We start from the raw sequence: 13,143 nt of genomic DNA, 5'->3' as shown, positions 1-13,143 counted from the left end.
GGGTTGGGTGCCCATTTTTTAATGCTTCAAACCACCTAAACACTGCTTGTCTATCTCAACGGCAAAGGCAGTCGTCGGGTTAAAGGCCTGAGGCTTTCACGATCGTTCCAGAGCCCCGGAAAGACTTCAAATTTCAAATCATCCCGGTTAACACCGGTATCGAAGTAGCGACACAGTCTGTCGCTGAGGTCCTCATCTCCCCACATGTTGGTCAACTCATACTTTTCGATGATGTCGCGACTGTCCGAAAGTTGCAGATCTTCCTTTAGTGCAGGTACCAGGCTGTAGTCAGCATCGCAGCCGATGCCGAGGTCAACAAGATCAGCATCTCGAAACGGAAAGCCACCCTCAAAGCTGACGTGGGGCCTGAGCCAATAACGCTCATGATCCGAAAGGCTAAATGGCGTGACGGAAATTAGTTTTTCCGTTGCCAATCTCTGGGTCACCACCTTGCCGACAAAACCACTGAACAGGATCATACTGTTGTCCAGCGCGAGATCGGTCCAGACGCCGTCCACGCTTCTCACATCGTAGAAGCGCATGACGGAGTTCTTGATCATCTGGCCTACGGTGTATAAGTCATCTCGCAATTTGAGGCTGACTAGATCGCCTTCCTTCCAGAGGATGCGCTTGGCCATGGGCCCACTCCATTTTCAATAGTCATTGATGATATTCACGAGCAGCGGCCTGCTCGCGCACCTCTGCTTTTGCCGGCGACTTTGACAGGGGCTTTGCCCTTGGTTTTATTCGCGGCTTTTATGCGTTTATCCAGTGCTTTGCCTGAGTCTGTCTGAGACAAATGTTTATCCGCCGCAGCCAGGTATTCTTTCCTTCGGCCATTTCCTTTGCCGACCGGGTTTTGTGCGTTGGCGGTTCCATCTTTTCCTCCCAAGCCTTCATACACTCGTTGTTCCAGCCCTCGTGTAGTGTCCTTGCCATCCTGGCCGTAGGCGGTATGCAGGACTTGAGGTGCTTGGCCGCCAAAGCGATCGAAATTTGACCCGTAGCGATAGTTCAATACGTCTGAACCTACCTGTTTGCCTTGCATGCTGGCATAACCGACATAAGGTTTGCCGGTCGCTTTGTCGACGCCCAGGTAGGTGATATGAGTCGCTGTGGTTGGACTGCCTGCCAGCCCCCACGCATCACACCAGCCCATCGGATTAGGCCCGTACTGATAGAGGTTCAAGCCACCGGCGAGTCCTATGGGGTCCGGCGTGATAAACCGACCTATATCGGGGTCGTAAAACCTGAACGTGTTGTAGTGCAAACCGGTTTCCCGGTCCAAGTATTGCCCCTGAAACCTCAAGTTCTGTTCTTCGATGTAAGAAGACTCTCTGGTTTCCTCGGCAGTATTACCCCAAGCGTAATAACTGGCCTGCCATACGCGGTGCCCATCGTGGTCCGTCAATTCGTGCGGCAGTCCGTTAGGATCGTTGTGGTAGTACCTGATTCTTTGCAGTGGGCCGAGGCCATCAACACGTGCCAGTGCTTCATAGCTCCCATCTTCATAAAGATAAAGGCTGGTCTGGTTATTACGGTGCTCTTGTATCAGTTGCAACCCGTCCCAGACAAAACGAGTGGTACCAAGCGTATTACCGTTGCTGTTTTGTTCGGTTTTTGTAATCCGACGACCTAAAGGGTCGTAGGTCATTGTGATGACAGTTTCATTGGCGGCGTGCTGATTTCGTATTTCGACCACTCTGCTTTCAGCGTCGTACTTGAATAGTTGAACGGCGCGACGAGCACTACGTTTTTCAACCAGGCGACCGAAACTGTCATACCGGTAACGCTTGTCTTGGTAGGTTATTAATTTGTTATGTACCACCAGGCCTACACCCGGCCGGGGACCATCCAGAAGGTTGGCCGCTGCGTCATAAGCAAAGCTTTCCTGCGTCCCATGTATTGGATTCTGGCTGGCAATGATGCGATCAGTGGCGTCGTAGTGAAACGACTTTTGGTGTGCAATTCCTGCTTTTTGTTCGTGGCGGGCGATCAGGTTGTCGCTGGGATCAAAGTCGAAGTATGTCGAGCTCATTCCCGTCAGTGGTCGCGGCAGGGTACTTGGATACCGTACACGAGCGCGCAACCGCCCGCCCCGATCATATTCAGTGCGGGTGCTGATCTGACCTTGTGTGCGAAGTACTTCACGATGCAGGCGGTCCCGCTCGAAGTCACTGATGACTTGGCCATCGAGGTTGATCTGGTGCAAATGACCACTGCCGTAGTACAGACGGTTGATCCAGCGACCATCGGGTAATTGGGTCTGGGTCAGATTGCCCAATTCGTCATAGCGATGTTTCAAACTGCCGGCCGAGCTTTGCTCTTCGAGTGGCTGGCCGAGGGCGTCATAGCGATAACTCAATTTTTGTTCGTTGCCCTGGGCGTCCTTGAACGTGATTGCGATCAATTGATCCAGGAGATCGTATAAATAATCCGTGCGGCCATCGTCGGTGATTTTGACAACCAGGCGCCCGGCAGCGTCACGCTCCAAACAGTGAACAATAGGCTGTTCAGGGAGACCTGGCGCATTGCTGTCGTGAGTTGGTAAAGCAGTAACGCTGGTGATGCTGTTCAATGCATCGTAGTCATAGCGATGGGCGCTGCCATCTAGGTCGCGCTGCTCGACCAGGCGATCATTGGCATTCCACGTGAAACGATAACATTCGCCATTCTCGTTGGTCAGTGCTTGCAGCCGTGCGTAGCTGTCATAGCTGAATTGCACTTTGCGGCCGTGCGCATCCGTGCGCTGGCGAATGCGCCCGCGAGGGTTGTACTGATAATGAGTCGAGTGGCCTGACGGGTCGGTATGGACCGTCAATTGTCCACAGGCGTTACGTTGAAAATACTCGATACGACCATCTGGCAACTGCTGGCTGAGCATCCTGCCCATCGTGTCGTATGTGAAGGTTGTTCGTTCCCCTAGCGGGTCGGTAATGACCTGCAAATAACCGCGCTCGTCATAACTGAAACGCGTCGGGTAACCCGAACAATCAATATGCTCAACCAACTGCCCGAACGGGTTCCAGCGCATCTTCTTGCTTTTGCCGGTGGCGTCGATGATCTCCACGACCTGGCCGTGATCGTCATAGCGGTAGCGGGTGACGTAGCCCAGCGGATCGGTTTCGGCGATGCAGTTGCCGCGCTGATCGTAGCGATACGCCCAGCTATTATCGGCGGCGTCGGTCTCCACCAGCGGCAGTGCCCAGTGCTCAAGCCACAAGGTCGAGTCGCTGCGGCCCAGCGGGTCGGTCTCGCCGATCAGGTTGCCGGCGTCGTCGTAGCTGTATGCAAAGCGCCCGCCCAGCGGGTCGGTGGCGCTGAGCAATTGGCGCTCGTCGTTCCACTCGAACCGCCAGGTTTGCCCGAGGTTATCGCAGTAGCGAACGATCTGGTGCTGGGTGTTCCAGTGGCGGCTACTGACGCGTTGCAAGCCGTCGGTAATCCGCGTGATACCGGCCTGCAAGTCATAGTCGAACTGGTAGGCGTCGCCTTCGTCGGTCCAGTGCCGGACCACGCGCCATTCCACGTCTTCAACCAAGGCCCATTCGTAGAAACAGCGCAGACCGGTCGGCAACTGGTGCTCGACCATGCGCCGGCCGGCATCGTAGCTGAAGCGCCGCTGCACCTGGCCGGTGGCGTCGCGTACTTCAGCCAGATTACCGGCGGCATCATAGCCATAGCTGACCAGTACTTCGCGGCGTTGATCGGGGTAAAGACGTTCGAGCCGCATCACGTGGCCTTGATCGCGGATCAACTCCACTTGCGCCAAGTCGAACGTATCGCGCAGCCGGATCAGCCGCCCGGCTTCGTCGTAATCAACATGGATGCGGTTTTTGTTGCGGTTGCCGAGCTGGCTGAGGCGCAGCAAAGCCGGGTTGGTGGAAGGCTCAAATAAGCGATACAGACCGTCATCGCTTTCAATCAGCAACTGCCCGTTGAGGTGTCGCCGCACGGCCAGCCCTTCACCGGCGCTGAACACCGCGCCGCCCAGGGGAATACTGCCCATGTCGATAGGCCGGCCCTGTTCATCGGTGTAGACCAGCGTTTCGCCGCCCTCGGGATGGGGACGAATTTCGACGCACACCTCATACGGCACGCTCCAACCCGCACCGAACAAACCGCCCGTGCGTTCGTCACGGCTGTTGTAGAAACGCTGCCAATCAATCGGCAGGATGCCAGGCAGTACGAAATCCAGCTCATCATCGCCGCCCAACACCTTGGCGCCGGTGGCCGCATGCACCGGGTTCGACGAGCCCATCGCCGCGTTGGCCATGGCCCCCATCGCACTGCTCACGGCCATCGAGGTCGCGCCGCCGATCAACATGCACGGCAGCTTGCTGAAGAACTTGCCCTTGCCACCCTTGAGCATCAACAACGCTGTCACCGCCAGCCCCACACCCGGGGTCTTGCCGCTGCGAATCTCGCGCACCACCACCGAGCCGCCGCCGATGGTCACGTTCGATGAAATCAACCCGGACGACACCACGGTCGCATCGCACGTACTGCGATCACCACTGCGCACCGCCGGCTGGCCGTTGATCGTGACCTTGTTCGAGCCCTCGGCAAGGAACTGCGGTGGCATAGGTGGGTGCTTCATGCACACCACCAGGTCCAGCGGCTTGGGCACGGCGCCGGGAGCGGGGGTTGCCACTGTAGGACGCCACATCTGCGAGAAGAAACTCTCGGCCATGTCCAGGTAGCTGGCTTCTGGCTCAGGCTCGGGTTCTTCCAGCTCGGTGCCGGCCGGCGCGACGTGGGAGCTGATCGCCCCGGCGGCACGGGCGGCGGGGATGTTGTTGGTGAGGGTGTCGGTGGAGCCCGTGAGAATGTTCGCCTGCACCGTGGGCGGGAACAGCGCATTGCTGAAGCTATCGCATAAATTCGTCAGACCTTTATCTGCCCCCGTCTTGCTCATGGCCAGGCCGACAATCGTGCCCACCACCGCGCCCAGCAGGAAGCAACCCAGCCCGCCAGTGGCGACGGTAATGCCGGTGGCCGCAACCACGGCCGCGGTCGCCACGGCGGTGATCGCGATATTGGCCGCCACCTCCAGCACACCGCCAAGGATGTCGGCCATCATCGAAGTGTGGGAAAGCGCATCCCCCATCCGGGCCGCCCATAGGGCATCAGACATAGGCTGCTCTGCTGGGCCAATCGGTGTTTAGCACGTTACCTTCCATAGTCACAGGATCCTTGTGTTTTAAGGCATACAGGTCAATGCGGTCTTCAGGCGCTTGATCAGGATAGGGTTGCCCAGACAATCCAATGGCCTTGACGGCGTAGCGGCTATAGCGAATATAAAATGTTGTAGAACACGGTTGGGCTATCGTTTATCGAGGAAAGATCGTGATCTGTCAGAATATTCCTGAAGCATTCTTTTTTGACAGACATCCGGCGAGAGACGATTGCTTGCACCACTTTTTCGAACACGGCTTTATCACGGGTATGTTTTTTAAGTCTCAATATTTCTTGAGGTTTATTTTTAATAATATAAAAGGCGTAGTTCATTAGGATGATGTTGGAAACAAAAAGATTGTGTGTGGATTGAAGTGGGTTGACCGTATCAACGATAGCGTCAAATAACGTTTGCCTGTCGTTAGCGTAAGCATGCAGAAATACATCGGGATACATGAATTCGCTGTGGCAATCATTAAATCGGAAACGATAATTCGTGTCGTTGGGTTTTGTCAGTAGTGTAATAATACTTTTTTGGTAGTCTTTTAAGACGCTAAAGATTACATTTTCTTTTCGGTCGTCGGCCTTGATTGCCTGATAAATCAGGTCAATAACGTCCAGTAGTGGGGTTGGCCCTAGAATATCTGCGTTTAGTATCAGTTTATTATTTTTGATGCTGAAACGCTTATAAATTTCGTCTTCAATGCTCAGTTCGAAAAGCAGGGATTTGAGTATGTGGTTTTTGAACTGTTCATTCGCATCGATCTGATTGTTTTTCAAAGTGATCAATTGAATTATATAGAAGAAGATAAAGTAGTCTTTATTGGTCCGTTGACGGTTGTCTATTTCAAGTAAATAACCGAAGCGTGACAGGACTGACAGGAGGGCATAACAGTCCGGTTCTGTGAAGCCGAGCTTCGACATGGCTTTTTCGAAGGTACTGATGGAAAACAGGTCATGCCAGCGGCTCACATAAAGCGTAGTCCCATTGAGCTTTCTGGCGGCGACAGAGAGTAGAGAAGGCTCATCTTCTCGGTAAAAAACATCACCGAACTCTGTCGGACATGGCCGGATGTTCAGGAAATTTTCAAGCTTGTATGAAAGGAGGTTGAACAGGTCCATTTTCCGCTATCCGCATGTCTTCCACTTTCCGTTCGGGCCTTTTTTCTCGACTCGAAAGGAGGTAATGGTTTTGTTAAATTTGTCGAGTAATCGGTTACCGATTCCTTTTGCCTTGGGTTCATTCGTTTTTGACAGCACGCCATCTTTCAACCCTGTCTCTTTATAGTCAACGTCAGAAATATCCTTATGATTGTTGAGCATGCTGACCCCTTCATTGTTGACTGTGGCCACTACCCGATACTGTTCCTTTCCAGGGTTGAAGCCGGGGTTGCTGTCATGATTGACCCAGATGGCTTTCTCACCCCTAATATTCGGAACCAAGCCCCCCTTACCGCCGTTGGCAGCCTTAGAGGCGACAGTTTCGCTTTTGCCCATGTAGCGAATGATTTCGTCCTCTTTTAGTCCGAGCGGATCGATCCAGGTGAATGGATTCGGTGCATAGCGATAAAGATTGAGGCTTCCTGTCAGACCCAACGGGTCGGGGCTGGTGAAGCGTCCTATGTCTGGGTCATAGAAACGAAAGGTGTTGTAGTGCAATCCTGTTTCCCGGTCTAGGTACTGCCCCTGGAAACGCAGGTTCTGTTCCTCAATAAAGTAGGGCTCGCGGGTCTCATCGACTGTGTTGCCCCAAACCTGAAACTCTGCATGCCATAGCGGGTGACCGTCACTTTCCGTCAACGCGTGGGGCAGTCCATTGGGATCGTTGTGGTAGTAACGAATTCGTTGACCTTCACCAATACCATCGACCCTAGCCAGGGGCTCGTGACCATTATTGAGGTAGAGGTACAGGCTGATTTGACTATTTTTATGCTCTTTCAGTAATTGCAGGCCGTCCCAGTCGAAGCGGGTGTGGCCTATGAGCTGCCCTTTGCTGTTATGTTCGGTTTTCTCAATCCGTCGTCCCAGCGGGTCATAGCGCATTCTGACTACGCTTTCTCCCTCTGGTTTTTGCGTTCGGACTTCGATCAGCCGGTGATCAGTGTCATAGCTAAAATGCTGTAAACCGTGTCGTCTGCTGGATTTTTCAATCACTCTCCCGAACCCGTCGTAGCAGTACCGCTTATCCTGATAAGTGATCAGTTGGTTATGCGCTACCTGCTCTGTAGAACCGGATGAGCTGTCGAGAAGATTGGCAGCGGCATCGAAGCAAAATGATTCGTTCTGAGTTTGGCGGCCTCCCTGGGTTGCACGAATCCGCCCTGTCATATCGTAGTGCAGCAGTTGGCGTTGTTGTCCTTGTGGGCCCCGTTCGAGACGACCCACAAGATGGTCGCTGGGATCGAACTCAAAATGTATTTGTTCGGGCGCTGGCATCAAGGCCGCTAGGCTGGCATGCCGATGTTGGCGAGTGCGTAAGCGGCCGCTGCGGTCATATTCGCTTCGCGTACTGATGTGGCCTTGTGTCCGGATGACCTCTCGATACAGTCGATCATGCTCGAAGTCGCTTATTACATGGCCGTCGAGATTTAGCTGATGCAAATGGCCACTGCCATAGTGCAAGCGGTTAATCCGGCGGCCATCAGGCAATTGCGTCTGGATTAGATTGCCGAGTTCATCATAGTGATGCTTCAGGTTCCCGGCGGTGCTCTTTTCTTCGGTGAGATAACCCCGCGCGTCATAAGCGAAGCCCACTCGTTGTTGGTTGCCGTCGTTATCGATAGCGATTGCTTCGACTAACTGGTTCAACGGACTGTAGCGGAAGCAGGAGTGTCCATCTGGTGTGATTCGGGTTGTCAGTCGGCCCATCGCATCCCGTTGCAGATGCTGGACGATAGTTTTTTCATTGGTCTGCTGACCTGTTCGCATCGCCGCGATGGTCTCGACTCTGTTTACGTTATCGAGGGCATCGTATGTATAACGTTTCGCGCTGCCATCAAGGTTACGCTGCTCCGTCAACCGATCCCCATCATCCCAGGCAAACCGGTAACGTTCCCCGTTCTCGTTGACCAGCGCTTGCAGCCGACCAAAGTTGTCATACCCGAACTCCACTTGCCGGCCATGGGCATCGGTGCGTTGGCGCACCTGGCCCCGGCGGTTGTGTTGATAGCGCGTGGTGTGGCCGGCCGGGTCGGTATAAGCGGTCAGTTGGCCGCTGATATCTCGTTGGTACTGCTCGCTACGGCCGTCGGGTAATTGGCTGCTGAGCAAGCGGCCTTGGGCGTCGTAGTGGAATTGGGTACGTTCGCCGAGGGCGTCGGTGATGACTTGCAAAAAGCCCTGCTCGTTGTAGCTGAACCGGGTCGGGTACCCCGAGCAATCGATGTGCTCGATCAGTTGCCCGAACGGGTTCCAACGCAGCTTTTTGCTTTTACCCGTGGCGTCGATGATCTCGACGACCTGGCCATGGTCGTCATAGCGATAGCGGGTGACATGGCCCAGCGGGTCAATGGCGGCGGTGCAGTTGCCGCGCTGATCATAGCGGTAGCGCCAACTGTTGCCGGCGGCGTCGGTTTGCGCCAACGGCAGGGCCCAGTGCTCCAGCCATAACGTCGAGTTGCTGCGCCCCAGGGGGTCGGTTTCGCCGATGAGGTTGCCTGCCTCGTCGTAGCTGTATTCATAGCGGCCGCCCTGTGGGTCGGTGGCGTTGAGCAGTTGGCGCTCGTCGTTCCATTCGAACAGCCAGGTCTGGCCGAGGTTGTCGCTGTAGAGGGTGATCTGGTGTTGGCTGTTCCAGTGCCGGGTGCTGACACGCTGCAAGCTGTCGGTAATGCGTGTGGTGCCGGCCTGCAAGTCATAGTCGAACCGGTAGGCATCACCTTCATTGGTCCAATGTTTGACCACGCGCCATTCCAGACCATCTATCAGGGCCCACTCATAAAAGCAGTGCAAGCCGCTGGGCAACTGGTGCTCCACCATGCGTTGCCCGGTGTCATAGGCAAAGCGCCTTTGCACTTGGCCGCTGGCATCGCGTACCTCGGCCAGGTTGCCGATGGCGTCGTAATCGTAGCTTGCGAGTACTTCTCGGCGTTGATCGGGGTAGACGCGCTCGATGCGGGTCACGTGGAGTGGGTCGCGAATCAGTTCGACCTGAGTCAGGTCGAAGGTGTCGCGCAGCCTCACCAGGCCGTCGGCCTCGTCATAATCGAGATAGATGCGGTTGTCGTTACGGTCACCCAATTGGCTCAGGCGCAGCAGCGACGGGTTTGTCGGGGTGGGCTCGAACAAGCGGTACGCACCGTCGTCGCTTTCGATCAACAACTGCCCATTGCGGTTGCGCCGTACAGCAAGCCCCTCACCGGCGCTGAACACCGCGCCGCCCAAAGGAATGGTGCCCATATCGATGGGGCGCCCCTGTTCGTCGGTGTAGACCAGGGTGTCGCCGCCTTCGGGATGGGGCCGGATTTCGACGCACACTTCGTAGGCAACGCTCCAGCCCTTGCCGAACAGCGTGTTACGGCGTTCATCGCGGCTGTTGTAGAAGCGCTGCCAGTCAATCGGCAACAGGCCGGGTAGGACGAAATCCAGTTCGTCATCGCCGCCGAGCACCTTGGCCCCAGTGGCCGCATGGACCGGGTTCGACGAGCCCATGGCGGCGTTGGCCGCCGCGCCCATCGCACTGCTCACAGCCATCGACGCCGCCGCGCCGGCCAACATGCACGGCAATTTGCTGAAGAACTTGCCCTTGCCGCCCTTGAGCATCAGCAGCACAGTCACTGCCAACCCGACCCCCGGGGTTTTGCCGCTGCGAATCTCACGCACCACCACCGAGCCGCCGCCGATGGTGACGTCGGGGGAGATCAGACCGGAGGACACCACTTTCGCATCGCAGGTGCTGCGATCGCCGCTGCGCACCGCGGGCTGGCCGTTGATGGTCACCTTGTCCGAGCCTTCGGCCATGAACTGCGGCGGCATCGGTGGGTGCTTCATGCAAAGCACCAGGTCTTCGGGCTTAGTTTCTGTACCTGGCGCAGGCGAAGCCACGGTGGGGCGCCACATCTGTGAGAAGAACTCGCCGGCCATGTCCAGGTAACTGGCTTCGGCTTCAGGCTCTTCTTCCGGAGCCTGCATTTCCAACTCCGTGCCGGCCGGTGCTACATGGGAAACAACCGCCCCGGCAGCACGGGCAGAGGGGATGTTATTGGTAAAGGTATCGAGGGATCCTGTGAGGATATTGGCCTGTACCGTCGGTGGGAACAGCGCGTTGCCGATGCCCTCGCATAAATTGCTCAGGCCCTTGTCGGCTCCGGTCTTGCTCATCGCGAGGCCCACCACCACGCCGACTACTGCGCCCAGCAGGAAGCACCCCAACCCGCCCGTGACAACGGTGATCCCGGTGGCGGCCACCACCGCCGCCGTGGCCAGTGCGGTAATCGCGATGTTCGCCGCCACCTCCAGCACGCCGCCGAGAATGTCGGCCATCATCGAGGTATGGTCGAGCGCATCGCCCATCCGGGCCGCCCAAAGTGCGTCAGACATGCAGGCCGCTCATCAAAGCGCGTCGAACGACAGCGAGTTCTTGATCAACGCCCAATGCGCCGCCTCGGCATCACCCAGCTTATCCGCCTTCACATAACTCAACGCGAGCATCTTGCGTGTGCCCGGTATCACCAGGGCCAACTGATACTGGAACACCTTGTCATTGCCCTTGTTGAACTGGCTGCGCAGCTCGATGCCTTCGACCTCTTGCGCGGCGCCCAGGCGCACATCGACACCCGGTTGGTAGCGCAAGTCCTGCACCTGTTTTTCCAGGCGCTGGAGTTGGTCGTTGAAGTTGCTGTGCAGGGTTTCGCCTTCGGCCAGCAGGCTGCGGCTGACGATCAGGGACGTGCCCAGTTCGGGGAACTTGAGGATGTTGATCGTCGCGTCCTGCAACTCACTGGCGGGCAGTTGAAACTGGAATTCGTTGATACGGTACGTCATGGCAAACAGGTCTCGTCAGGAGCTTTTAGGTGCGGGGAACGCTGCCTTGATATTGGCGTCAATGGCGCCTTTCTGGCCTTGGCCATCCGGCGTGGCGCCGGGGCCGCCGCCGTTGTTCAGGTGCAGCACACCGCCGGTGTTGAACTCGGCATCGCCGCTGGCGTGGAAGCTGATATTGACGCCGCTCAGGTTGATCTGCCCGCTGGCGTTCAACTCCAGAATGCTTTTACCGCAGACCAGACGTAGGTTTTCGCCCACTTCAATCACGTAGCTCTGGCTGATACTGTCGGTTTTCCTCTTGCCCACAGAAAGGATGTCTTCCTGCTTGACGATGCGCACACGGTTATTCCCAATCGTCACCGTCTCGTCATGCCCAATGCTCTTATTGCGGTCATGCCCTACCGAGTGACTTTCGTCCACTTCGACGACGATGTCCTGGTTACGCTCGGCATGGATGTACAACTGCTCCAACCCCTTCTTGTCCTCCATGCGGATTTCATTGAAGTTGGCCGGTGTGCCGCCCTTGCTCGAACGGCTTTTCATGCCGCTCTGGGTCGCGTTTTCCGGCAGGTCGTACGGTACGGTCTGCTCAGCGTTGTACACGCGGCCGGTGATGATCGGCCGGTCGGGGTCGCCTTCAAGAAAGCTGACAATCACTTCCTGGCCAATCCGTGGAATCTGCATCGAGCCCCAGTTCTTGCCAGCCCAGGACTGCGATACGCGAATCCAGCACGAGCTGTTTTCGTTGGATTGGTCGTGGCGGTCCCAGTAGAAGTGCACCTTTACGCGGCCGTACTGGTCGGTCCAGATCTCCTCGCCTTTGGGGCCTACAACCAAGGCGGTCTGAGGGCCTTTGACGATGGGGCGGTGGGTGTTGGCCAGCGGGCGGAAGCTTTGTTGGGCGTCGATGCAGGTCAGGCTGCTTTCGAACTGCGCCGAGCCCGAGCCGCCGCCGCTTTCCAGGCTTTCCTGGACGATGTAATAGCGGCAGCCGACGATCAGGTATTCGCGGTTCTGGTCCTGGCGGCTGAAGCCAGTGAGGCTGAACAGGTGGCCAGAACCTAGCCCGCGCGCGTTGCCGGCGAACTCGATTTGCTCATGCAGGGTTTGCAGGGCTTCGATGCGGGTGCGCGCGTAGTGTTCGCCGTCGGCGCTTTGCACGTAGGTGCCGGGGTAGTCGTACAGCGGGTAGTCGCCGGCAGTGTGCGGGCGCGGCATGGCCGAGCGCACGTCGATGCTGGCGCTGGGGCGCTGGAAGTCGTAGTCGTTGAGCTCCAGGGAGCCCGGTTGCACTTCCTGCGCCAGGTGCCAGTTGTGCATGTGGTCGCGTTCGCGCTGCTGCTCGTCCTTGGGGTAATACGGGATAGACGCGTAGCCTGGCACCGTGGTGTGGGCGCCATAGGCGTCGGCCAGCACCAGCACGTGACGGTCCTGTTCATGGCGGAAGAAGTAGTAGATGCCTTCCTGCTCCATCAAGCGGCTGACGAAATCGAAGCTGGTCTCGCGGTACTGCACGCAGTACTCCCACTCGCGGTACGGCCGGCTCAGGGCGTCTTCGAAGTCGGAAAAACCCAGGTCGCGGAACACCTGCTTGATGATCTGCGGGATGCTCAGGTTCTGGAAGATCCGGCAATCGGAGGTGCGGCTGAGCAGCCAGAACCACGGGCGCAGCGTCACCTGATAACTGGCGAACTGACCCTGATCGATGTTCTGGCTGCAACGCGCGACGATGCCGTGGAAGTGCCGCTCGCCACCGTCCGCCAGTTGCACGCCGACGCTCATCGGCTTGCCCAGCAACTGGTTGAGGTCGATGTTGGCGTCCAGGGACGTCAGTTGCAGCTCATAGTTGAACAGTCGGCCCAGCTCTTCGCCGCCGCCCATTTCATTGAGCAGCAGCACATCCGGCCCGAGGGGGCTGGTGATCTTGGCCAGGCGTGAGGCTTGGTTGAATAGCATCGGGCGTCTCGAAAATGACCAAATAAC

6 protein-coding genes are annotated in these 13,143 nt (G+C 56.9%); all 6 read right to left on the bottom strand.

Annotation, left to right across the window (positions count from 1 at the left end; genetic code table 11):
- Window positions 1-50: 50 nt before the first annotated feature.
- The gene (locus tag ACEN2T_RS09090; protein ID WP_442116581.1) at window positions 51-638 is read right to left on the bottom strand and encodes a hypothetical protein; all 588 of its coding nucleotides are present in this window, start codon (window positions 636-638) and stop codon (window positions 51-53) included.
- Window positions 639-673: 35 nt separating this feature from the next.
- The gene (locus tag ACEN2T_RS09085) at window positions 674-5,137 is read right to left on the bottom strand and encodes an RHS repeat-associated core domain-containing protein (protein WP_442116580.1); all 4,464 of its coding nucleotides are present in this window, start codon (window positions 5,135-5,137) and stop codon (window positions 674-676) included.
- 152 nt (window positions 5,138-5,289) lie between these two features.
- Complete coding sequence (locus tag ACEN2T_RS09080; RefSeq protein ID WP_032884443.1) at window positions 5,290-6,300, bottom strand: hypothetical protein; 1,011 nt, start codon at window positions 6,298-6,300, stop codon at window positions 5,290-5,292.
- 6 nt (window positions 6,301-6,306) lie between these two features.
- On the bottom strand, window positions 6,307-10,716 hold the full coding sequence (locus tag ACEN2T_RS09075; protein WP_442116579.1) for an RHS repeat-associated core domain-containing protein: 4,410 nt from the start codon (window positions 10,714-10,716) through the stop codon (window positions 6,307-6,309).
- A gap of 12 nt (window positions 10,717-10,728) precedes the next feature.
- Window positions 10,729-11,160: a DcrB-related protein gene (locus ACEN2T_RS09070; protein WP_032884442.1), complete on the bottom strand. Its 432-nt coding sequence runs from the start codon at window positions 11,158-11,160 to the stop codon at window positions 10,729-10,731.
- A 15-nt stretch (window positions 11,161-11,175) separates the two neighbouring features.
- Window positions 11,176-13,116: a type VI secretion system Vgr family protein gene (locus tag ACEN2T_RS09065; protein ID WP_099601764.1), complete on the bottom strand. Its 1,941-nt coding sequence runs from the start codon at window positions 13,114-13,116 to the stop codon at window positions 11,176-11,178.
- Window positions 13,117-13,143: the final 27 nt, after the last annotated feature.

Source organism: Pseudomonas sp. W22_MBD1_FP4 (assembly GCF_052113765.1).
Classification (GTDB): Bacteria; Pseudomonadota; Gammaproteobacteria; order Pseudomonadales; family Pseudomonadaceae; genus Aquipseudomonas; species Aquipseudomonas sivasensis.
Note: the sequence above shows the minus strand (reverse complement) of the source record. Positions and strands in the feature narration are given on the sequence as shown.

What these genes read in the sequence shown, in the direction of transcription:
- ACEN2T_RS09090 (WP_442116581.1), bottom strand. Translation starts at nt 638, where the DNA reads ATGGCCAAGCGCATCCTCTGGAAGGAAGGCGATCTAGTCAGCCTCAAA.
- ACEN2T_RS09085 (WP_442116580.1), bottom strand. Translation starts at nt 5,137, where the DNA reads ATGTCTGATGCCCTATGGGCGGCCCGGATGGGGGATGCGCTTTCCCAC.
- ACEN2T_RS09080 (WP_032884443.1), bottom strand. Translation starts at nt 6,300, where the DNA reads ATGGACCTGTTCAACCTCCTTTCATACAAGCTTGAAAATTTCCTGAAC.
- ACEN2T_RS09075 (WP_442116579.1), bottom strand. Translation starts at nt 10,716, where the DNA reads ATGTCTGACGCACTTTGGGCGGCCCGGATGGGCGATGCGCTCGACCAT.
- ACEN2T_RS09070 (WP_032884442.1), bottom strand. Translation starts at nt 11,160, where the DNA reads ATGACGTACCGTATCAACGAATTCCAGTTTCAACTGCCCGCCAGTGAG.
- ACEN2T_RS09065 (WP_099601764.1), bottom strand. Translation starts at nt 13,116, where the DNA reads ATGCTATTCAACCAAGCCTCACGCCTGGCCAAGATCACCAGCCCCCTC.